Genomic DNA, 21,719 nt, shown 5'->3' with positions numbered 1-21,719 from the left:
GTCGAGACACCCTCGCCCGCCATGCCAGTACAGCACAGCTTAAGGGCGATATTGTGGTATAAAGTGTCAGCATCTAAACAAACATTAATACAGTGGAAAAAGAAATTAGAATTCGACTCAGCCGCGCAACAAAGACCTTATAGCATGCAAAAGGTCCTTGCGCTTGAACGGCTTTGCCAGATGGGTGTCAAAACCGCCCATGATGTAATCTGCGACCTGATTGGGCATGGCGTTGGCCGTCACCGCAATCGCGGGAACCGGCGGCGCGCCGGTCGCGCATTCGGCCCTGCGGATCTCGGACAGCGCGCTCATCCCGTCCAGCACCGGCATGGTGATGTCGAGCAGCAGCAGGTCGAAGCCCCGCCCCGCGCCTCCGGCCTTCTTCCACGCCGCGATGGCGTCCTGCCCGTTCTCGACCATCGTGATCTGCACGCCCGTCTGGGTCAGCATTTCGCTCAACACGATGCGGTTGGTCAGATTGTCATCCGCAACCAGCACGTTGCGCCCCTCAAGCACCGTCATGTCCGGCACCTGCTCGACAAGTTCGGGTGCGTGCGGCCCCTCGGGCGCCTCGGCCAAGGGCAAGGTCACCTTGACCCGCGTGCCCCGCCCCTGCGCGCTTGACATCTCGACCGTGCCGCCCATCAACTCGACCAGTTCGCGCACGATGGACAGGCCAAGCCCCGTCCCCCCGAAGCGCCGCGTCGTCGACCCGTCGGCCTGCTCGAAACTGTCGAACACCCGCTCCACCTGTTCCGGCGTCATGCCGACACCGCTGTCGCTCACCTCGAAGGTCACCGGCTTTCCGGGCTTGCTCGAGACTTTAAGCTCGACCCCGCCGCTTTCGGTGAATTTGATCGCGTTCGACAGCAGGTTGTTCAGCACCTGCGCAATGCGGTGCGGGTCGCCCAATCTGGCGCGGTCGGCGCCGGCATGGGACATGACCTCGAATTCCAGCCCCTTTTCCTCGGCCTGAACCGAAAACACCGCTTCGGCCTGCGCGACGATCTCGGAAACGCGCAGCGGCACGGTTTCCAGTTCCATCTTCCCCGCCTCGATCTTCGACATGTCGAGGATCGAGTTCAGAACCGTCAGCAGCGTCTCGCCCGACCGGCGGATGGTGGCGACCATCTGTTTCTGCTCCGGCGGGGTCACCACCGAATCCAGCACCTCGGCCATGCCCAGCACCCCGTTCAGCGGGGTCCGGATCTCGTGGCTCATATTGGCAAGGAACACCGACTTGGCGCGGCTCATCCCCTCGGCCCGCGCCCGCGCTTCCTCAAGCCGCGCGGTCGCGGCGATTTCCTCGGTGATGTCGGAAAAGGACACCACGACCTGCCGGTTGCCATCCACATGGGCAAGCGGCACGGCATTGGCCGAAAGCACCCGCCGCTCGCCATCGGGCCAATGCAGCGCAAAGCGCATGTTGCGCACGGTGCCCTGTTCTTCCAGCGCGCGGCGGAACGGCAAATCGCCATCCGGCAAAGGCCCGCCTTCGACCCGCTCAAGCCGCCAGGACGGGTCGTTATAGGCTTTGCCGCGCATCTCCGACCGGCTCAGCCCCAGAATCCGCTCGGCCTCGAGGTTGGCATAGGTGATCCGCCCGGCCTCATCCAGCACGGCCAGCGCGGCGATCGAGGTGTCCATCACCTCCGAAAGGTAGGCGCGGCTCGCACGGATTTCCTGCTCCAGCCTCTTGCGGTCGGAAATGTCCAGATGCACCCCCGCCACGGCCAGCGGGTTGCCCGCCGCATCCCGCGCCGTCACCCGGCTGCGCGACAGGATCCACACCCAATGCCCGTCGTCGTGCAGCATCCGGAATTCAAGCTCGATGAACCCGTCGCCCGGATCGGGTAAACCCGACGCCGGCAGCGGAATCCGTGGCCGGTCCTCGGGATGGACGAGTTCGTGGAAATCGATGAATTCAAAGACGTTGTCCGCCTCGGGGTCGCGCCCCAGCATTTCGGCCCAATGCCCGCCAACGCGCAATTCGTTGGTCACCAGATCCAGCTCGAAGGTGCCCACCTCGGCCCCGTCGATGATCCCCAGCAAATGCCGCTCGGCGCGGTCGCGTTCTTCCAGCGCGGCGCTCAGGTCGCGGTTCGCGGCATCCAGTGCCGCAATCTGGTTCTGCCGTGCGGTGATGTCGATCGACGCGGCGATGCAGCCGCCATCGGCGGTGCGCATATGCATCCGGCGCATCCAGCGTCCGTCGGGCAGTTGCACCTCGTCCACGTCCCGCGCGGCGCGATAGGTCTGCAAGCGGTCCTGCACCCATGCCTCGCGCGCGGCGGCATCCGCCCCGCGCCCCGGCCCGAATATCCCCCGCGCGACACCCTCGCGCAAGATCTCCTCGGTCGTCGCGCCGACAACCGCCACCCCGGCCAGCTCGGGAAACATGGCGAAATAGGCCTCGTTCGCCACAACCAGACGGTCCTCGGCATCCAGCACCGCCACGGCATCGGGCAGCGCGCGCAGTGCATTCTCCATCTGCTCGCGCGCCACCGTCGCACTGCGGGCAAGCTCGGCCATCGCCGCTTCCTGCTCTTTCGACTTCGTCACCACGGTTTCGATGGTGACAAAGCCGTTCACCTGCCCCGCACCGTCATGCAGCGGCACCACATGGAAATCGATCCAGTAGCGCCGCCCCCAGCGGTCCTGGTTGATCGTCTGCCCCGCATAGCCCAGACGCTTTTTCATCGCATCGGCCACATGTCCGGCATTGCCCGCCACATCCGCATCGCAGCGCACAAGGTCGGTCAGCGGCTTGCCCCTGATTTCGTCCAGCCGCCAACCCGTCTGCGTCTCGAAGGCGGCGTTGACCCAGACCACCCGCTCGTCCAGATCGAGGATCGCGACAAGGTTCGACATCGTCTCGACGATCTTGCCAAGCCGCGACACCTGATCGCGCATCTGCATGTCGTCGGTCACATCCCGCACAAGGAAAATGACCGAAGGCTCCGCCCCCGGCACGGCCGCAGGTTTCCGCGCGCCCGCCAGTTCGAACCAGTGGTCCTTGCCATTCACCGCCAGGGGATAGCGCAGCCCCGTCACCCGCCCGTCGCGCAACGTCATCTCAAGCCCGCGCAGGGCCACGGCGCAGGCATCGGGCGGCAGCGCCTCGGACAGATGCATCCCCGCCAGCCGGTCAGGCGGCGCGGCCATCAATTCGGGCGGCCCCGCGCTGAAGCCGGCAAAGATGCCATCGGCGCCAACCTCGAACAACAGGTCCGGCAGGGCCGCCAGCGTCGCTTCAAGCCGCCGCGCCGTATCTCGGTGCCTTGCGGCCTCGCCATGCCGCGCCAGAACCGTCTCGATCACCTCGGCGGCAGCTTTCAGCCGCTCGATCTCGGCCTCGGGCAGCGCAGGCAGGTCTGCGTCGAACACAAAGCCCAGCACGCCCGTCAGCCTCGTCCCGTCGTTGATGGGCAGCGCCAGCGCGCTTCGCCCCTGTAACCCGTCATGCAGCGCCGCGGTTTCATTCGCCAGCAGCCGCCCCATCACCGGCGAAAGCACCTTGACCGGATCGCATTCCACGGGCGCGCGCCCTGCCGCCACCCATCCATGCGTCAGGGTCAGGCCGGAACCTTCCAGCCGGTAAAGACAGGCCCAGCCCGCCCCGGCCCCCTCGGCCAGCCGCCCGATCACCGATGAAACCATCGCATCCAGACCCGCGAGCGGGGTCCGCACCAATTCGTTCAACAGGCGCACCAGCGAGATGTCCGACACCGCAGCCTCCGGCGTTCTTTCCGACCTTTTAACAAGATCATTCGTGCGAATGTTCATCGGCGGCCTCCGTCTGCAAGCCGAAACATGCGATTGGGGCGCTTTGCGGGCCAAGCCGCGCCCCCAACCCCCAGAGTTGTGGCAAAATCCGGGCACAACCGCGATGACCCGTCACCATGCCGCGTTGCGGCACGCGCCAAACGGTGTTCAAACTGGCGCGCAGCAACACATGGGGGCGATCCGGTGGCGCACGAACATTCCCACGCATCCGAAATGCCCGAAGGGCTCGACCTCGCGCTGACGGTGGTCACCCTTGCGGGCATGGCCTATGCGCTGGCCAACCGTTTCCTCACCCCGCTGCCGCAGACCGACATCGCCCTTCTTGCCGTCTTTCTGGCCGGCGGCGCCCCCGCCGCCTTCACCGCCCTGCGCGAGCTGTTCCGCGAACGCGTTCTCGATGTCGATCTGCTCATGGTCGTGGCCGCCCTTGCCGCGGCATCTGTCGGCGCGGCCCTAGAAGGCGCGGTCCTGCTGACGCTGTTCCGCCTGTCCAACATGCTCGAACACCGCGCGATGGGCAAAGCCCGCCGCGCGGTCGAGGCGCTCATGGCCCTGCGCCCCGAAACCGCCTTCCGTCTTGGTCCCGACGGCATCGTGACCGAAGTCGCCGTCGAATCGCTGAACCCCGGCGATCTTGTCGTCCTGCGCCCCGGCGCGCGCGTGCCGGTCGATGGCCGCATCACCGTCGGCCAGGGCAGTCTCGACGAATCCACCATCACCGGCGAATCCATCCCCGTCGTCAAATCGCCCGGCGACCGCGTCCACGAAGCCACCGTGAACCTCCACGCCATCCTGACGGTCGAGGTGCTGCGCCCCATCGCCGAATCCACCGTCGCCCGCATGATCGCGATGGTGACCGAGGCGCAGGCGCAAAAGGCCCCCTCCGAACGCTTTTCGGCATGGTTCGGCCAGCGCTACACCGTCGCGGTTCTGGCAGGCTCCATCCTGCTTTTCGGCCTCTTCCTCTATCTCGGCCAACCCTTTGACGAAGCGCTCTACCGCGCCGCGACCATCCTTGTCGCCGCCAGCCCCTGCGCGGTGGTCATCTCGGTCCCCGCCGCGATCCTGTCTGCCCTGTCGGCCGCCGCCCGTGGCGGGGTGCTGTTCAAGGGCGGAGCCGCGCTCGAAACCCTTGCCACCGTGCAGACCTTCGCCTTCGACAAGACCGGCACGCTGACAACCGGACGGGCCGAGGTGACGCGCCTCCTTCCCCTCGACATCGATGAAACCACCCTGCTTGCCCTGATGTCGGGCATCGAATCCCACTCGGAACACCCCATTGCCGATGCCCTGCGCCGCGCGGTCGAACTGCGGGGCCTTACCCCCGAAACCGTCACCGACGTCACCGCCCACCCGTCCGAGGGGATCACCGGAACCCACGCATCCGGCCCGATCTGGGCCGGCAACCCCCGCATGGCCGCCCGCATGGGGGCCGATCTCACCCATCCCGCCCTCGCCATCCTGCAAGACGGCAGCGAAACCGTGGTCTACCTCGGGCGCGGCGACGTGCTTCTTGGCGCGGTCGCCGTAGCCGACCAGCCCCGCGCCACCTCGCGCGAGGGGTTGGCCGCCCTGCGCCACGCAGGCATCAAGACCATCGTGATGATGACAGGCGACCGCCGCCCCGTCGCGCTGCGCATCGGTCAGGCGCTGGGCCTCTCGCCGCAGGAAATCCACGCCGATCTTCTGCCCGCCGACAAGGTCCGTCTAGTCAGCGACCTTGCGGCAAGGGGCCGCGTCGCCTTTGTCGGTGACGGCGTGAACGATGCCGCCGCCCTTGCCCGCGCCGATGTCGGCATTGCAATGGGCGCGGCAGGCTCCGAGGTCGCGCTTCAGGCCGCCGAAGTGGCCCTTCTGTCCGAGAACATGGACCGCCTCGCCGCCGCGCACCGCCTTGCGCGCCGCACCGCCGCGATCATCCGCCAGAACCTGATCTTTGCGCTGGGCGCCATGGGCGTGCTGGTTGTCGGCGGCCTGTTCTTCGACCTGCCGCTTCCCCTTGCCGTTCTGGGCCACGAAGGCGGGACCGTGCTTGTCGTCCTCAACGGCCTCAGGCTGCTGTTCGACCCGATCCGCTCGGATCGGCGGCCCTGATCGCGCTCGCCCCGATGTTGCTGGTCTCGACCACGTAAAGCGGGCGCCGCTTCGTCTCGAAATAGATCCGCCCGATATACTCTCCCAGCACCCCGACCGAGATCAGTTGCACCGATCCGAAGAACAGCACCGCCGACATCAGCGACGCATAGCCGGGCCAGTCGACCCCGAACACCAGCGTCCGCACCACGACGATCAGCATGTAACCAAGGCTCGCCAGCGCCATCACCGCGCCAAAGGCCGACCAGACCCGCAGCGGCAGGGTCGAGAAACTGGTGATCCCGTCCATCGCGAACCTGAACAGCTTGCGATAGTTGAAGCTCGTCGTCCCCACCTCGCGCGCGGGGCGGTCATAGGGCACGCCGATGGTGGAAAACCCGGCCCAGCTGAACAACCCCTTCATGAAGCGCGTCCGTTCGGGCAATTGCCGGATCACCTCGACCACCTCGCGGTCGATCAGGCGGAAGTCGCCCGCATCCTCGGGTATCCGCATATCCGCCACGGCATTGAACACGCGGTAAAAGCCGCCCGCCGTCATCCGCTTCATGAAACTGTCGGTATCGCGGCGGCGGCGCGCGCCATAGACCGTCTTGTATCCCTGCCGCCACAGCCGCACGAACTCGAGTATCAGCTCGGGCGGGTCCTGCAGGTCCACGTCCATCGGCACGACCGCATCGCCCCGCGCCAGTTCCAGCCCCGCCGTCAGGGCGATTTCCTTGCCGAAATTCCGCGACAGCTTGATGTATCGCACCCGCGCATCCTTGGCCGCCGCCTCGCGGATCACCTCGAAGGTGCGGTCCTTCGACCCGTCGTCGATGAACAGGATCTCCAGCGCGGCATCCAGCCCCGCCAGCTTGGCGCTGATTTCCTCGAGAAAGCGCGGGACAGCCTCTTCCTCGTTGAAGACCGGCACAATCAAGGTGAGGGTGTCACCCGAAATCGCCATCCTGCACCTCTGTTGGCCCATGCTATTAAATTTAATTAACATGATGCCACCGGCTTGGGCTACTTCTATCGCAAAACGAAGCCGTCGGGTGTGACATTGCCAAACGAACCGATCCGGTCCGAACTGCCCGCCAGCCTGATGGCGGCGCTGCAAGGCCTGTCGCGCGCGACCTCTCTTCCCCTCGATTTCCTGCTTTACGGCTGTGTCGGCGCCCTTGGTGCTGCGGTGCATTTTTCGCTGCTCGCGGTCCTGCTCAACGGCCTCGGCCTGCCCTTCCTGCCGTCGCATACGGCAGTGACCTTTGCGGTCATGGTGCTGAACTTCGTCCTCAACAACCGCTTCACCTTCCCCGGCCACCGCCTGCATGGCCGCGCCTTTGCTGCGGGGCTTTTGCGCTTTTGCCTCATCAGCAGCCTCGGCGCGCTGATCAACGTGGCGGCAGCCTATATCACCATCCGCCTCGCGCCCTTCTGGCCGCTTGCCACCCTTGTCGGCATTGCGGCGGGCACCGTCTGGAACTACCGCCTGTCCAAGCGGCACACATGGAAAGCCCACTGATGCAAAGCACGACCCAGACCGACCGCCTTCTGTGGATCGCCCTCGCCGCCGTGTCCTTTGCCACGGCCTTCCGCGGCCTCGGCTCTCCGGCTTCGGTGGTGTTCGACGAAAGCTACGGCACCTTCTGGGCCGCCTATTTCACGGGCGAGTTCTACATCGACATCCACCCCCCGCACCTGCGCCTTCTCTTCGCGGCACTCGCATGGCTTGGCGGCTATCACGGACAGGGGATGCCCGATTTCCAGCAAGCCTATGACGGCGCCTATTTCGTCGTTCAGCGCGGCTTCCTCTGCGGGCTTGCGGCCGCCTGCCCGCTTCTGATGGCGCGCATGGCGATCCTGATGGGGGCAAGCCGTTTCTGGGGCATGGTCGCGGGCTGGGCGCTGGTTTTCGACAACCTGCGCATTGCCGAAAGCCGCCTTGTCCTGCCCGATGGCCCGCTCATCTTCTGCGGCCTCGCCGCCGGAGTCTTTCTGGGCGAATGGCTGCGCAGCCGCAGTCTTGGCACGCTGCTGGGCACCGCCTTCTTCCTTGCCTGTGCCGTCTCGATCAAATGGACCGCGCTCGCCTTCCTCGTCCCCGTGTTCCTGATCCTGGGGCGCGAGGCGCTGGCCGGCCAGTTCCGCCGCTCGGTCGTCGCGGCCCTGACGATCTTTGCCGTCATCGGCGTCTGGTATGTCGCGGGCTTCGCCGCCCATCTGCTGCTTCTGCCCAATACCGGTTCGGGCGCGGATTTCATGATCCCCTCTTTCAACGCCCGCCTGCACGGCCACCCCGCCGCGACCGATGGCACGGTGCCGCTCGGCCTGTTTGCCGCCATAGCCGAACTCAACCGCACGATGGCCACGGTCGCCGGCAACGTGGGGGACCACCCCTATGCCTCGCGCTGGTATACTTGGCCGCTCGGCATACGCGGCGTTTACTACTGGACCGACAGCCTCGAACCGAACCTGTCGCGCATCTACCTCTTGCCCAACCTCGTCCTCCTGTGGACCACCACGCTTTTCATGGCCAAGCTCTTGCTCGACCAGCTCTTCCTCTGGACACGCCGCCCGCTGACCCTGTGGAAGACCGGCGAGGAATGCGCCCCCGCATGGATGGCCATCACCTACAGCGCCTTTTTCCTGCCCTATGCGCTGATCGACCGGCCCATGTTCCTGTATCACTACATGCCCAGCCTGACCTTTGCCGTCGCTGCCACCGCGGTCCTTGCCACGCGCCTCGGCCTGTCGCGCGTGACAGGATTCGTCTGGGTTGTGGCGCTTGCGGGCTTCTTTCTTTTCCTCAAGCCCTTCACCTATGGCGAACCGCTCACTCCGGCCGCCTACGAATCGCGCATGCTCTTCAAAACATGGCCTTAAGGGCGCTTTACCTGCCCAAATCCTGCCGCGCTTGGCTTGGCCTTCGCGCTAACGCCCTGATTTTCAAAAGCTAAAACTCGCCCTAAGGTTTAGTCTCTCAGCGCGAAATTGCCTTGCTTCGGTCGAACCAAGGTCGCGGTCCCACGGTCAATTACCTCCATCCGAGGTTCTGCCCGAGGGGGGATGTCATGCGCCAAATCCTACACCTCAGCGCGGTGCTGCGCAGCTTGCTGCCCGTAGCCGTGCTGATGTCTTTTGTAATGCCCGCTCACGCGATCGACGCGCGCAAGATGCACCGTGACCTTATTCCCGTGAAAGCAACGGTCTCCGCCCCTCCGGGCGCGACCAATCTGTGCCGCACCTATGAATGGGCCTGCGCCCGCACCGGCCGCGTCCAGCGCCTTGATATCGAGGCGTTGAAAACCGTCCAGCAGGTGAACCAAAGCGCCAACCGCACCGTCCGCCCGATCTCGGACCAGCGCCAATGGTCCGTCGCCGAACGCTGGAGCCTGCCGACCAGCCGTGGCGGTGATTGCGAGGATTACGTCCTCTACAAGAAGCTACGCCTGATCGAGGCAGGCTTCTCGCCCGATCAACTGCTCATCGCCACCGTGCTTGACCGGCAGAACCGTTCGCATGCCGTGCTGGTTCTGCGCACCGGCGCGCAAGATCTCGTGCTCGACAACATGACCGGCCGCATCAAGCCGTGGCGTGAAACCGGATACACCTTCCTGCGTCTGCAAGACCCCCGCCAACCCAGCCGCTGGGTCGCCGTGTTCGCAGGCGGCGTTATGGACCGCATCAGCTAAGCCGCGCGCGCGGGGCAGGGCATCCGCCCCCCCAAATGAAAAATGGCCGCCAAGGGCGGCCATTTCTCGTTTCTTCAGGTCCGATCACTCGGTCGGAGCGGTATCCGACGGAGCAGTATCCGACGGGGCGGTCTCCGAGGGTGCCGTATCAGACGGAGCCGTCTCGGCAGGGGCGGGGTCGGTGTTTCCACCGTTACCGTTGCCACCACCGTTACCGTTGCCACCGCCGTTGCCGTTGCCACCGCCGTTACCGTTGCCGGTATCAGTCGTCGTGGTGTCGGTCGGAGCGACAGCACCCGTGCCGCCGGTGCCACCATTACCACCGTTGCCACCATTACCACCGTTGCCACCATTACCGCCGGTGCCACCGTTGCCGGGGTTGGACGGGTCGGTGCAATCGGCGCCGCTGCATTCACCTTCATCGCCATTCCCATTGCCGTTGTTGCCTTTCGGCGTCGGCGAAGGAGCGGGCGTCGACGAGGGCGACGGCGAGGGCGAAGCGGAAGGCGACGGCGACGGGGTCGGCTCCGGAGTCGGAGTCGGCGGCGGCGGCGGCGGGGTCGGGGTTGCCGTCGGCGACGGGGTCGGGGTCGGTTCCGGCGTCGGAGTTGCCGTCGGCGTCGGTGTCGGTGTCGGTTCCGGCGTCGGAGTTGCCGTCGGCGTCGGTGTCGGTGTCGGTTCCGGCGTCGGGGTAGCCGTCGGGGTCGGGGTCGGGGTCGGTTCCGGCGTCGGGGTAGCTGTCGGCGACGGGGTCGGGGTCGGTTCCGGCGTCGGGGTAGCCGTCGGGGTCGGGGTCGGAGTCGTTTCCGGCGACGGCGAAGCGGTCGGGGTCGGGGTCGGGGTCGGAGTCGTTTCCGGCGACGGCGAAGCAGTCGGCGTCGGGGTCGGGGTAGCCGTCGGCGACGGGGTCGGAGTGGGGGTCGGCGTCGGCGTCGGGGTGCCACCGCCATCGGTCGGGGTGCCACCGCCACCCGGCTCGTCCGGGATCGTCGCGGTCGGCTCGTCTACGAACAGCAGCGCCACTTCGGGGCACTCGTTGCTCAGATACTCAAGGATGCGTGCGTAATCGGGACGTGCCTTGATCACCGCGATCAGCTTCTTGCCGAGCGGCGAATAAACGCACAGTTCCTGGGGAATTTTGACTTTGCGGACCTGCGCCTTGCCGCTCTCGGGCAGCACGAACAGCGTGGCGGCCGCGACCGAAGCAACGCAAAATGCTTTAACTACGGTCGAGCGGTAGGGCAAATAACCGAACTTGCGTCCCATGTGTGGCTCCTAAAGGAAGAAAACGCCGAGAAAAGCGGCATTAACTCTCATTAACATTCGTTAACGAGTCGGTCAAATTCCTGCCACATTCAGGCCACGATTAACCCTCAATCGGCCCCCTTTTCCGTTTTTGCGCCAAATTCGAAACCAAATTACAATCTTAGGTTGCGGGGTGTTTCCCATGCGAAAACAGTTGGACACAACTCAGCCACGAATCACGCGCAGTGATTCGGAGGTCGTTAACAAAATCCTTGCTTTCTGCCCTGTCAGGAGTATCTGAGTGAATGAACATTCATTCGCAGACCGAAGAACCGATGACAGCCGCCCCTCCCCTGCACCTCACCCATGCGCAAAGCATGGACCAGCGCAGCGCCGAAATCCTCGAAGGCGTGCGCCGCGCCTTTGCGGAAAAGGGATTCGACGGCGCCTCCATGCAAGACCTCGCCCGTTCCTGCGGCATGAGCGTCGGCAACTTCTACCGCTACTTCCCCTCGAAAGCCGCCATCGTCGCCGCCCTGATCCTGCGTGATCTGGCCGAGATGGAGGCGACCTTCCGCGAAATCCTGCGCTCGCCCGATCCGCTTTCGGGCCTGCGCGCCACCATCAACGCCCGCATCATGCAGGGCGACTGCGAAGGCGAAGGCCAGCTCTGGGCCGAGATCACCGCCGCCGCTTTGCGCAAAGCCGAAATCAGCGCCATCACCACGCATATGGAGCATGAAATAATCGGCTATCTCACATCTATCTTTGCCAAGGCAAAGAACCTCACCGAAGCTGACGCGCGCGAACGTTATTATCCGCAGGCCATGCTTCTGGTCATGCTGGTGAAAGCCAGTGCCATGCACCCCGCCGAAAACCCCCGCGCGCAGCAGCGCCTGACCGACCTTTTATTGCACACCGTCGCCCGCACGATCGACGATGTCGCCAATGACGATTTGAAAGGCTGATTTTAGATGCGTTCCCTTTTGATCCTTCCCGCCCTCATCTCCGCGCTCGCCGCTCCGGCCTTTGCCGCAGCCGAAACGCAGCCCGCCGCAGCGACGGTCGTCCTGCCCGCGATCACCGTCTCGACTGTCGCCTCGCGTCCCTTGCGTGACAGGGTGATCGTCTCGGGCCTCGTCGGCCCGGTCGAGGAAATCCGCGTCGCCCCGCTGATCGAGGGGCAGCCCATCGAAACCCTCCTTGCCGATGTGGGCGATCAGGTTCAGGCGGGCCAGACCCTCGCCACCCTGTCGAAAAGCACGCTCGAGTTGCAACGCAGCCAGTTCACCGCCTCGCTCGCCTCGGCCCGTGCCACCATCGCGCAGGCCGAAGCCCAGATGCTCGAGGCCCGCGCCAGCGCCGATGAAGCCCAGCGCGTCAACGAACGCACCGCCGCTCTGGTGAAACAGGGCGCCGCCAGTCAGGCTGCCGCCGATCAGGCCTCGTCCAACGCCATCGCAGCCACCGCCCGCGTGACGGTCGCCACCCAATCGCTCGAAGCCGCCCGCGCGCAGGTCGATCTGGTGCAGGCGCAACTCGCCAACCTCGAACTCAGCCTCGAACGCTCCGAGGTGAAAGCCCCCGTCGCAGGCACCATCACCCAGCGCAACGCCGTTGTCGGGGCCATCGCCTCGGGCGCTTCCCAGCCGATGTTCACGCTGATCCGCGACGGCGCGCTGGAACTCAACGCCGATGTCTCGGAAATCGACCTCACCCGCCTCGCCGTGGGCCAAAAGGTCAGCATGGTCGGCGTCGGCAGCACCGAACCGCTGTCAGGCACCGTCCGCCTCGTCGAACCCAGCATCGACCAGACCACCCGCCTCGGCCGCGCCCGCATCAGCATCGACCAGCCCGAACAGATCCGTCAGGGCATGTTCCTCGACGCCGAAATCCTCGTGGCCGAACGCGATGCCGTCTCTGTCCCCGTCACCGCCGTCGGCGCCTCGGCCGAGGGTGCCTCGGTCATGCTGGTCAAAGATGGCATCGTGTCGCGCGTGCAGGTCCAGACCGGCATCCGCGACCGTGGCTGGGTCGAAATCCTCTCGGGCGTGCAAGAGGGCGACACCATCGTGACCAAGGCAGGCGCCTTCGTCCGCGATGGCGACAAGATCAACCCCGTCCCGTCCGACGCGAACTGAGGGGGGCAAACGATGAACTTCTCCGCCTGGTCGATCCGAAACCCCGTAGCGCCGCTGCTCTTCTTCTTCATGATGCTTGTCCTCGGCTGGCAAAGCTTCAACACCCTGCCCATCACCCGCTTCCCCAACATCGACGTCCCCGTCGTCGCCATCACCGTTGCCCAGTCGGGCGCCGCTCCGGCGGAAATGGAAACGCAGGTCACCAAAAAGATCGAGGACGCGGTCGCCGGCATCACCGGCGTCAAGAACATCAACTCCACCGTGACCGATGGCGTCTCGACCACCGCCGTCGAATTCCGCATGGAGGTTCCCACCGACAAGGCCGTGCAAGACACCAAGGACGCCATCGACCGCGTCCGCGGCGACCTTCCCGGCGATATCGAGGCCCCCATCGTCAGCCGCGTCGATGTCGAGGGGCAGGCGATCATGACCTTTGCGGTCAGCGCCCCCGACATGACGATGGAAGAGGTATCCTGGTTCGTCGATGACATCATCGTCCGCGCCCTTCAGGGCCGCCCCGGCATCGGCCGCGTCGACCGCTACGGCGGGGCCGACCGTGAAATCCGCGTCCTGCTCGACCCGGTCAAGCTCGACAGCTACGGCATCACCGCCGCCGCCGTGAACGCGCAACTGCGCGCCACCAACACCAACCTCGGCGCGGGAAGGTCCGAACTCGGCGCGGGCGAACAGGCAATCCGCACGCTGGGCGATGCCGCCACCGTCGAAAAGCTGACCAACACCACCATCGCCCTGCCGTCGGGCCGCCATGTCCGCCTCTCCGACCTTGGCCAGATCATCGACACCTACGAAGAGCTTCGCTCCTTCGCCAAGGTGAACGGCGAACAGGTCGTCACCTTCGCCGTGTTCCGCGCCAAGGGCGCGTCCGAGGTGTCGGTGGCCGAAACCGTCAACGCCCAGCTCGACCTGCTGCGCCAGAAGAACCCCAACGTCACCATCACGCTGGTCGACGAAACGGTGTTCTACACCTACGGCAACTACGAATCCGCCCTGCACACCCTGCTCGAGGGCGCGCTTCTGGCCGTTCTCGTGGTGCTGGCCTTCCTCAAGAACTGGCGCGCCACGCTGATCTCGGCGGTGGCCCTGCCGCTCTCGGCGGTGCCGACCTTCTACATCATGGACCTGCTCGGCTTTTCGCTGAACCTTGTCAGCTTCCTTGCCATCACGCTGGCCACAGGCATCCTAGTCGATGATGCGATCGTTGAAATCGAGAACATCTCGCGGCACATCCGCATGGGCAAAACCCCCTACCGCGCCTCGATCGACGCGGCCGACGAAATCGGCCTTGCCGTCATTGCCACCACCTTCACCATCGTCGCGGTTTTCGTGCCGGTCTCTTTCATGCCCGGCATTCCGGGCCAGTATTTCCGCCAGTTCGGCCTGACGGTGGCCATCGCCGTGCTGTTCTCGCTGCTCGTCGCGCGCCTCATCACGCCGATGATGGCCGCCTACCTCATGCGGTCGAAAGACGCGCATGACGACAGCCACGGCGACGGCCCCTTCATGCGCGGCTATCTGCGGCTGGTCAAAACCACCACCTCGGGGCATCTGTGGATCATTCCCGCCCGCTACCTCACGCTGCTCGGCGCGTTCGGCGTGCTGGCCGTGTCGATCTTCTTCATGCTCAAGGTTCCGGGCAGCTTCCTGCCGCCCGAAGATGTCAGCCGCATCCCGATCTCGGTCGAACTGCCCCCCGGCGCGACCTTGGCCGAAACCGACCGCACCACCGAAGACATGGTGAAAACCATTCAGGCCATCGACGGCGTCGACAAGGTCATGGTGATCGGCGGCTCCTCTCCCACCGGAGACCGCGACATCCGGCGCGCCTCGGTGACGGTGCTGCTCGACCGTCTCGACCATTCTCTGGTGCTGAAACTCTCGCAGGTGGCCAACAAGATCCCGCTTCTGGGCCTGATCGTCCCCGATGCCGAAAACCACGGCCGCGCCACCCCGCAAAACGTGATCGAGGCGCAGATCTTCGAGAAACTCCACGCCATCCCCGATATCCGCGCCTTCAAGCTGAACGACCGTGGCGAGCGTGATCTTTCCTTCTCGATCCTTGCCGAGAACGAAGCCGACCTGAACCTCGCCGTGGCCCGTCTCGAAGCCGCGCTGTCCGGCGACCCGCTTCTTGCCAACGTCGCCTCCGAAGGCGCCCTTCCCCGCCCCGAGGTGCAGATCACCCCCCGCGCGACCGAAGCCGCCCGCCTTGGCGTCACCACGCAGGCCATCGCCCAGACCGTCCGTGTCGCCACCATCGGCGATGTCGACGCCGCCTTGGCCAAACTCTCCATCGACAACCGGCTGATCCCGGTGCGCGTCCGCCTGAACGATGCCAGCCGCGAAGACCTCGCCCGCATCGCCGCCCTGCGCGTGCCCACGGCAACCGGATCGGTGCCGCTCTCCACCGTGGCCGACATCAAGATCGCCGAAGGCCCGTCGATGGTCGACCGCCTCAACCGCGAACGCCGCGCCACCATCGGCGCGAACCTTCCCGTGGGTGTGGCGCTCGGCACCGCAAGCGACCGTTTCAAGGAACTCGCCGCTTCGGTCGAAATGCCGCCCACCGCCCGAATCCAGGAATCCGGCGATGCCGAGGTTCAGGCCGAACTGATGACCAGCTTCGGCAATGCCATGATCATGGGCCTGATGCTGGTGCTGACCGTGCTGATCCTGCTGTTCAAATCGGTCATCCAGCCCTTCACAATCCTCTTCTCGCTGCCCCTTGCCATCGGCGGCGTGGCGGCGGCGCTGATCCTGACCAGCAGCGCCCTGTCGATGCCGGTGCTGATCGGCATCCTGATGCTGATGGGCATCGTGACCAAGAACGCCATCCTGCTGATCGATTTCGCCATCGAGATGCGCCGTCAGGGCATGGACCGCTTCCAGTCCGTGATCGAGGCGGGCCACAAGCGCGCCCGTCCCATCGTCATGACCTCCATCGCCATGTCGGCAGGCATGCTCCCCTCGGCGCTGGGCGTGGGCGAGGGCGGGTCGTTCCGCGCCCCGATGGCAACGGCCGTGATCGGCGGCATCATCGTCTCGACCGTGCTGTCGCTGGTGATCGTTCCGGCCTTCTTCCTCATCATGGATGACCTGTCGCGCATCGTCGGCCGCATCTTCAGCCGCGTGATCGGCCCGAAAGAGGATGAACCCGAAGAACCCGCAGCCCATATCCTCGCCGAACGGATCGAGGATCTCTCGACCCGCGTCGATGCCCTGTCCGGCAAGCGCCCGTCGCTGCACGTGGCCGAATAGGAAACGGGCAGGCGCTTTACCCGCCTGCCCGTTCATACGCGTTTTCATACTCGCGCAAATATCCTCGGGGGTGAGGGGCGCGCCCGCGCGCCCCGAGGGGGCAGAAGGCCCCCTTGCCTAGAACGTCAGCCCCGAAAACCGCGACGGTTTCTGCGGCACGCCGGGCATCACGCACAGCATCTCGTAAAGCAGGTTCGCCCCGATCAGCGCCGTGTTGCCGCTCGTGTCATAGGGCGGCGACACCTCGACCAAATCACCCCCCACGATGTTCAGCCCCGCGCAGCCGCGAATGATCTCGAGCGCCTGCCACGTGGTCAGCCCGCCCACCTCGACCGTCCCCGTCCCCGGCGCAAAGGCAGGGTCAAGGCTGTCGATGTCATAGGTAATGTAGACCGGCGCATCCCCGATCTTGGCCCGCACCTGCGCCATCAGCCCGACCAGCGACTTGCCCCAGCACTCCTCGGCCTGCACCACGGTCCAGCCCTTGCCCCGCGCCCAGTCGAAATCGTCGGGGCTATAGCCCGTCCCGCGCAGCCCGATCTGGAACACCTTGTCGTTTTGCAGACACCCGTCCTCCCACGCGCGGCGGAACGGGCAACCATGCGCCACCGTCTCGCCGAACATCGTGTCGTTGATATCGGCATGCGCGTCGATATGGATCAGCGCCACCGGCCCGTGCTTTTCCTTCATCGCCCGCAGGATCGGCCAAGTCAGCGTATGGTCGCCCCCCAGCGTCAGGGGCTTGGCCCCATGCGCCAGAACGCCCCGATAATGCGCGGTGATGATATCGACCGTCTTTTTCAGATCGAAGGTGTTGACCGGCACATCCCCGATATCCGCCACCTGCAAATGCTCGAAGGGCGCGGCGCCCGTCGCCATGTTGAACGGCCGCAGCATCCGGCTTTCGTCGCGGATCTGGCGCGGCCCCAGCCGCGTGCCGGAACGGTTCGACGTGCCGTGATCCATCGGCACCCCGATGAAGGCCACATCCAGCCCCGCCGCCGTCTCTGCGCCGGGCAGGCGCATCATCGTCGCAGGCCCGCCGAAGCGGGGCATGTCATTGCCGCCCAAAGGTTGGTTGAACGCGCTCATTGCTCTTTTTCCTTCAGCCAGTTCCCGATGATCTCGCGGTGCCGCTCGCGCCCGTAGCTTTCGAAATGCCCGCCATGCACCACCCGCACGGGCAGATCATACAGCCGCACCATGCTGCGGTAATAGTCCGCCGCGTTGGAGTGGTAGGTGTCCTCGATCAACTCGCCATCATAGACGATATCGCCCGAAAACAGCACACCCGTCGCCGCCTCCCAAAGCGCGATCCCGCCGGGCGAATGGCCTGGCGTATGGATCACCTCGAAATGCCGGTCCCCGAGGTCCACCACATCCCCGTCCCACAGCAGCCGCGTCGCCGGTGCCGCCTTCACCGCATAAAGCGCCGACTGGTACGGGGCAGGGGGCAGACCCGTGAAAATCTCGTCCGTCACATAGGGCTCGGCCAGCGTGTTCACCCGCGTCGGGTTCCGCATCATCTCTGCCTCGGCCCCGTGGTACGACCGGCAGGGAAATTCGTGGTGGCAGCCGATATGGTCGAAATGCGTGTGCGACGCCACCGCCTCCAAAGGGCGCTCCGTCACCAGCGGCACCCAGTCGCGCAACGACACGACCCCCATCCCGCTGTCTACCAGCATGTCGCCATCACGGCCCCGCACATGCCAGACATTGCAGCGGTAAAAGGCGCGGATATGCGGCTCGTCGATCCAGGTCACCCCGTCCCCGACCGACCGCACGCGCCACCAGTCCCTTGGTCCGATCCGTTCCATCACAACACCACATGCGCGCTTGCGCCAAGGTCAAGCACCTGCCCCTCGGCCACCTCGGCCCCCTGCGGCAGATGCACGACCAGCACCATATCCGGTGCCGCCACGGGCACCACATGCGCCCGCACATAGCCGCCGAAGAACGCTGCATCCCGCACGCGGCACGGCCCCAGCCGCAGCGCGCCCGCCGTCGAAATCGCCTCGGGCCTTATGCACAGCACCCCGTCCGGCACCGCCATCATCCCAAGCGCCGACACCCCGCCCTTTACCTTGATCCGGTTCACTTCCCCCATGAACCCCGCCGCGAACAGCGACTTCGGGCGCATGTAAACCTCGCGCGGCGGCCCCTGATCCTCGATCTTGCCGCCATTCATCACCACGATCCGGTCGGCGATTCCCATCGCCTCTTCCTGGTCATGCGTCACATGCACAAAGGTCGTCCCCACCCGCCGCTGGATCGCCTTCAACTCGTCCTGCATGGCGCGCCGCAGCTTCAGGTCAAGCGCCCCCAGCGGCTCGTCCAGCAGCAGCACGTCGGGCGAAACCGCCAAGGCCCGCGCCAGCGCCACCCGCTGCCGCTGGCCCCCGCTCAGCTCGTGCGGCCGCCGGTCGCCCCGCCCGTCAAGACCCACCAGCGCCAGCATCTCCTCGGCCCGCGCCATCCGCTCGGCCTTGGCCACGCCGCGCATCCGCAAGCCGAAGCCCACGTTCTCGGCAAGGCTCATATGCGGGAACAGCGCGTAGTCCTGAAACACGGTCGTCGTGGGCCGCTCCTTGGGCGCGACCCCCGCCATATCCTTCCCGCCGATCAGCACCTGCCCGCGCGTCGGCTCGGCAAATCCCCCGATCAGGTTCAGCAAGGTCGTCTTGCCGCAGCCCGACGGGCCAAGCAGCACCACGAACTCTCCCGCCATGATTTCAAGCGACACGTCATCCAGCGCCAGCGCGCCACCATAGCGTTGCGAAACCCCGCGCACCGAAACCCCAGCGGTCATTTCGCCCTCCTGAAAACCAGCAATTCCAACGCCACAACCAGCGTGACCGAAACCAGAAACACCAGCGACCCGACCGCATTCGTGGCCGGAGACAACCCCGACCGCAGCATCGACCAGATTTCCACGGGCAAGGTCACATCAAAGCGCGTCAGCAGGAACGCGATGATGAACTCGTCCCAACTGAACGTGACCGACAGGAAGAACGCCGCCGCCAGCGGTGCCGCCAGCATCGGGGCCGAGATGTGCCACAGCACCTGCCACTCTGCCGCCCCCAGATCACGCGCCGCCCGTTCCGCGCTGCGCTGCTGGTCGCCCATCGCCGCAAAGCAGATGGCAAAACACAGCGGCAGGTTGATCACCACATGCCCCGCGCCCACCGTCCAAAGCGACAGCTTCACCCCCGCCGCGCCGAACATCGTCAGCAGGCCAAGCGCGATGATCAGATAGCTGACCGTCATCGGCGCGATCAGCACCCCCCGCATCAGCACAGACCCCGGCAACCGCACCCGCGCCAGCGCATGCGCCGCCAGAAATCCGAGGACAAGCGCAATGGCCGACGACACCACCGCAACCAGAAACGAATTGCCCAAGGCTGCCATCAGATCATCGTTGCCCAGCACCTTCTCGTACCAGCGCAGCGAAAAGCCCTGAAAGGGCGGCACGGGCAAACGCCCGTCCTGAAAGGAAAACGCCACCAGCACCGCCACGGGCAGGAAAACGAAGACATAGGCCAAGGCCATGTAGATCCAGCCAAGCACCCTCATAGCCGGTCCAGCCTCAGCCACCGCGCCGACAGGAAATAGGCCAGCGTCACCACCCCCATCAGCACGACCGACAAGGCACTCGCCAGCGGGAAATTCCCGCTCCTGCCCATTTGCAGCATGATCAGCTGCGGCAAGGTCAGCTCGGCATTCCCGCCCAGAATCTGCGGCGTGATGTAATCCCCGATGCACAGCACGAATGTCAGGAACGCCCCCGTCACCACCCCCGGCAAGGTCAGGGGCAGCACCACATGCCGGAATGTCTGCCACCGCCCCGCGCCAAGGTCCTGCGCCGCCCGCATGTAATTGGGCGATAGCTGGATCAGGTTCGCGTAAATGGTCAGCGTCAGCAGCATGACGAAGAAATGCACAAAGCCGATTACCGTCGCCGTGCGGGTCGACGCGATCTCGAGCGGCTCGGCAATCAGGCCCAGCCCCAGCAGCGTCTTGTTCACCACCCCGTTCTGTCCCAGCACCAGCAGCCACGAATAAGACCGCACCACGTATGACGTCCAGAACGGCAAGACCGCCATAAGCAACGCCAGCCGCTGCCACCGCGCAGGCACCCGAAAGGCGATGATCGCCGCCAACGGATAGGCCAGCACCACCGAGACCACGGTCACCAGCACCGTGATCTCAAGGCTGTTGACCAGCGCCTTGACCATCGTCCAGTCGGTGAACGCCCGCACATAGTTTCCGGCGCCAAAGCCATGCACGACCGTCCGCCCCTCCATATGGGCGAAGGAAAGCGCCAGCATCGCGACAAAGGGCAACACGAAGAACGCCCCCGTCCAGACAAGGGCCGGGGCCACCAGACCCCAGCCCAGACGCCGTTCTTTGGCTTCCAACGTCACTGGTTCAGCATCTCGGTCCACATGTCCTGCATCGCGGTATCGGTCGCGGCATCCGGAATCGGGTAAAGCTGCGCCCGCTTCAGGAACTCGGGCTGCTCATCCCAGCGCAGCACCGTCTTTTGCTCGGGCGTCAGCGCATCGCCGGCCTTGGCGTTGGCGGGCATCCCCCAGTAGCACGACGCCGTCGCCAGCCGCGCCTGCCCCTCGGGCGAGACGATGTATTTCACGAACTCCAGCGCCAGATCCGGCTGGGTCGTCCCCGCCACCACGCCGATCGACTGCGCCCAGCGCAAACCGCCCTGCTTGGGGATCGTCCAGTCGAGGTTCGGATTGTCCGCCGCCAGCACCGCCGTCAGCCATTCGCCCCCGCCCACGACGATATCCACCTCGCCCGTGGCCAGCGCCGTCTGCGCGCTCACCACATCCGACACCTGCTTGGACGCGGCGCGCAGCTTCATCAGCGGCTCCTTCAGCGCGGGCAGGGTTTCGGCGTTGATGTCGGCGGTGTTCACCCCCTGACCCAGCGCGACAAGCCCCAGAACCGGCAGGTAATAGTCGTAAATCCCGATCCGCCCGTCATACTTGCCGCCCGTCAGCGCGGCCATGTCCTGCATGTCGGCGGGGTCTACCTTGGTCTTGTCGTAGGAAATGGTGTTGTAGCCGAACTTCTCGGTCACGGCATAGGTCTTGCCGTCCACGGTGTTGTTCGCGGGCATGACCAGCTCGGGAAAGAAATCCGCCGTCGGCAACTGGTCGGCGGGAATCTCGGCCAGCTTTCCGGCTTCGACCGCACGGCCCACATCGACCGCGTCGATCACCAGCACATCCCAATCCCCCGGCTGGCTCTGGTCAAGGATCGCCATCCCCGCCGCCGTGCCCTCGTATTCCTTCAGGTTCACCTTGACCCCGAACTTCTCCTCGAAGGGCGCCACCAGCGACGGGTCGGTGTGGTCGCACCACACAAGGGCGTTCAGTTCCTGACCAAAGGACGGGCTGGCAAGCGCCAGCAAGGCAACGGCGGTCAACGGCAGGCGGGACGTCAGAACCATCAAATCTCTCCATGTCGGGGTTAATCCGCG

Annotated in this window: 16 protein-coding genes and 1 tRNA gene; 7 read left to right on the top strand and 10 right to left on the bottom strand. The window is 65.4% G+C overall.

The annotated features are described in order from the left end of the window. Positions 1-117: 117 nt before the first annotated feature. Positions 118-3,786 (bottom strand): PAS domain S-box protein, encoded by a 3,669-nt coding sequence (locus H7F16_RS10805; protein ID WP_185797619.1) that lies wholly within the window; start codon positions 3,784-3,786, stop codon positions 118-120. A 213-nt stretch (positions 3,787-3,999) separates the two neighbouring features. On the opposite strand from H7F16_RS10805, the gene H7F16_RS10800 reads away from it, so the two are divergent. Continuing rightward, entirely contained in the window at positions 4,000-5,880 is a 1,881-nt protein-coding gene (locus H7F16_RS10800) for a heavy metal translocating P-type ATPase (protein WP_185798115.1), read from the top strand. Here H7F16_RS10800 and H7F16_RS10795 read toward each other — a convergent pair. Continuing rightward, entirely contained in the window at positions 5,837-6,826 is a 990-nt protein-coding gene (locus H7F16_RS10795) for a glycosyltransferase family 2 protein (protein ID WP_185797618.1), read from the bottom strand. The two genes, H7F16_RS10800 and H7F16_RS10795, sit on opposite strands and share 44 nt — an antisense overlap. Before the next feature lie 90 nt (positions 6,827-6,916). On the opposite strand from H7F16_RS10795, the gene H7F16_RS10790 reads away from it, so the two are divergent. From H7F16_RS10790 to H7F16_RS10780, 3 genes are all read left to right on the top strand, one after another. Beyond that, positions 6,917-7,384, top strand: coding sequence for a GtrA family protein (locus tag H7F16_RS10790; RefSeq protein ID WP_185797617.1), 468 nt, complete (start codon positions 6,917-6,919; stop codon positions 7,382-7,384). Then, positions 7,384-8,745, top strand: coding sequence for a phospholipid carrier-dependent glycosyltransferase (locus tag H7F16_RS10785; protein ID WP_185797616.1), 1,362 nt, complete (start codon positions 7,384-7,386; stop codon positions 8,743-8,745). The genes H7F16_RS10790 and H7F16_RS10785 overlap by 1 nt, the downstream gene beginning before the upstream one ends. Before the next feature lie 188 nt (positions 8,746-8,933). After that, positions 8,934-9,554 (top strand): transglutaminase-like cysteine peptidase, encoded by a 621-nt coding sequence (locus H7F16_RS10780; RefSeq protein ID WP_241741418.1) that lies wholly within the window; start codon positions 8,934-8,936, stop codon positions 9,552-9,554. 418 nt (positions 9,555-9,972) lie between these two features. On the opposite strand, the gene H7F16_RS10775 is transcribed toward H7F16_RS10780, so the two are convergent. After that, positions 9,973-10,587, bottom strand: a complete 615-nt coding sequence (locus H7F16_RS10775; RefSeq protein ID WP_185797615.1) for a hypothetical protein — start codon at positions 10,585-10,587, stop codon at positions 9,973-9,975. Between the two features lie 517 nt (positions 10,588-11,104). Between H7F16_RS10775 and H7F16_RS10770 the strand changes: the two genes are divergently transcribed. The 3 genes from H7F16_RS10770 to H7F16_RS10760 are packed head-to-tail and all read left to right on the top strand — an operon-like array spanning position 11,105 to position 16,216. Further along, on the top strand, positions 11,105-11,767 hold the full coding sequence (locus H7F16_RS10770) for a TetR/AcrR family transcriptional regulator (RefSeq protein ID WP_185797614.1): 663 nt from the start codon (positions 11,105-11,107) through the stop codon (positions 11,765-11,767). A 6-nt stretch (positions 11,768-11,773) separates the two neighbouring features. Next, positions 11,774-12,940 (top strand): efflux RND transporter periplasmic adaptor subunit, encoded by a 1,167-nt coding sequence (locus H7F16_RS10765; RefSeq protein WP_185797613.1) that lies wholly within the window; start codon positions 11,774-11,776, stop codon positions 12,938-12,940. Positions 12,941-12,952: 12 nt separating this feature from the next. After that, positions 12,953-16,216, top strand: coding sequence for an efflux RND transporter permease subunit (locus H7F16_RS10760; protein WP_185797612.1), 3,264 nt, complete (start codon positions 12,953-12,955; stop codon positions 16,214-16,216). Positions 16,217-16,333: 117 nt separating this feature from the next. Here the strand turns inward: H7F16_RS10760 and speB are convergent, their stop codons facing one another. From speB to H7F16_RS10725, 7 genes are all read right to left on the bottom strand, one after another. Then, positions 16,334-17,308, bottom strand: a complete 975-nt coding sequence (speB, locus tag H7F16_RS10755; RefSeq protein WP_185797611.1) for an agmatinase — start codon at positions 17,306-17,308, stop codon at positions 16,334-16,336. Then, entirely contained in the window at positions 17,305-17,742 is a 438-nt protein-coding gene (locus H7F16_RS10750) for an MBL fold metallo-hydrolase (RefSeq protein WP_185797610.1), read from the bottom strand. The genes speB and H7F16_RS10750 overlap by 4 nt, the downstream gene beginning before the upstream one ends. Before the next feature lie 16 nt (positions 17,743-17,758). Next, positions 17,759-17,864 (bottom strand) — tRNA-Gln (locus tag H7F16_RS10745). Between the two features lie 168 nt (positions 17,865-18,032). Continuing rightward, positions 18,033-19,025 (bottom strand): ABC transporter ATP-binding protein, encoded by a 993-nt coding sequence (locus tag H7F16_RS20045; RefSeq protein WP_185797609.1) that lies wholly within the window; start codon positions 19,023-19,025, stop codon positions 18,033-18,035. After that, complete coding sequence (locus H7F16_RS10735; protein WP_185797608.1) at positions 19,022-19,789, bottom strand: ABC transporter permease; 768 nt, start codon at positions 19,787-19,789, stop codon at positions 19,022-19,024. Before H7F16_RS10735 ends, H7F16_RS20045 begins: the two co-directional genes overlap by 4 nt. Further along, a complete protein-coding gene (locus H7F16_RS10730) occupies positions 19,786-20,640 on the bottom strand; it encodes an ABC transporter permease (protein WP_338401996.1) in 855 nt (284 codons plus the stop codon). Before H7F16_RS10730 ends, H7F16_RS10735 begins: the two co-directional genes overlap by 4 nt. Next, positions 20,637-21,689, bottom strand: coding sequence for a polyamine ABC transporter substrate-binding protein (locus H7F16_RS10725; RefSeq protein ID WP_185797607.1), 1,053 nt, complete (start codon positions 21,687-21,689; stop codon positions 20,637-20,639). The genes H7F16_RS10730 and H7F16_RS10725 overlap by 4 nt, the downstream gene beginning before the upstream one ends. Between the last annotated feature and the right edge of the window lie 30 nt (positions 21,690-21,719).

This window comes from Paragemmobacter straminiformis (assembly GCF_014243445.1).
GTDB classification, from domain to species: domain Bacteria; phylum Pseudomonadota; class Alphaproteobacteria; order Rhodobacterales; family Rhodobacteraceae; genus Paragemmobacter; species Paragemmobacter straminiformis.
Note: the sequence above shows the minus strand (reverse complement) of the source record. Positions and strands in the feature narration are given on the sequence as shown.

Coding starts and splice junctions, on each gene's coding strand:
- H7F16_RS10770 (WP_185797614.1), top strand. CDS start 11,105: ATGAACATTCATTCGCAGACCGAAGAACCGATGACAGCCGCCCCTCCC.
- H7F16_RS10785 (WP_185797616.1), top strand. CDS start 7,384: ATGCAAAGCACGACCCAGACCGACCGCCTTCTGTGGATCGCCCTCGCC.
- H7F16_RS10800 (WP_185798115.1), top strand. CDS start 4,000: ATGCCCGAAGGGCTCGACCTCGCGCTGACGGTGGTCACCCTTGCGGGC.
- H7F16_RS20045 (WP_185797609.1), bottom strand. CDS start 19,025: ATGACCGCTGGGGTTTCGGTGCGCGGGGTTTCGCAACGCTATGGTGGC.
- H7F16_RS10795 (WP_185797618.1), bottom strand. CDS start 6,826: ATGGCGATTTCGGGTGACACCCTCACCTTGATTGTGCCGGTCTTCAAC.
- H7F16_RS10760 (WP_185797612.1), top strand. CDS start 12,953: ATGAACTTCTCCGCCTGGTCGATCCGAAACCCCGTAGCGCCGCTGCTC.
- H7F16_RS10805 (WP_185797619.1), bottom strand. CDS start 3,786: ATGAACATTCGCACGAATGATCTTGTTAAAAGGTCGGAAAGAACGCCG.
- H7F16_RS10735 (WP_185797608.1), bottom strand. CDS start 19,789: ATGAGGGTGCTTGGCTGGATCTACATGGCCTTGGCCTATGTCTTCGTT.
- H7F16_RS10750 (WP_185797610.1), bottom strand. CDS start 17,742: ATGATGCGGAACCCGACGCGGGTGAACACGCTGGCCGAGCCCTATGTG.
- speB (WP_185797611.1), bottom strand. CDS start 17,308: ATGAGCGCGTTCAACCAACCTTTGGGCGGCAATGACATGCCCCGCTTC.
- H7F16_RS10780 (WP_241741418.1), top strand. CDS start 8,934: ATGCGCCAAATCCTACACCTCAGCGCGGTGCTGCGCAGCTTGCTGCCC.
- H7F16_RS10725 (WP_185797607.1), bottom strand. CDS start 21,689: ATGGTTCTGACGTCCCGCCTGCCGTTGACCGCCGTTGCCTTGCTGGCG.
- H7F16_RS10765 (WP_185797613.1), top strand. CDS start 11,774: ATGCGTTCCCTTTTGATCCTTCCCGCCCTCATCTCCGCGCTCGCCGCT.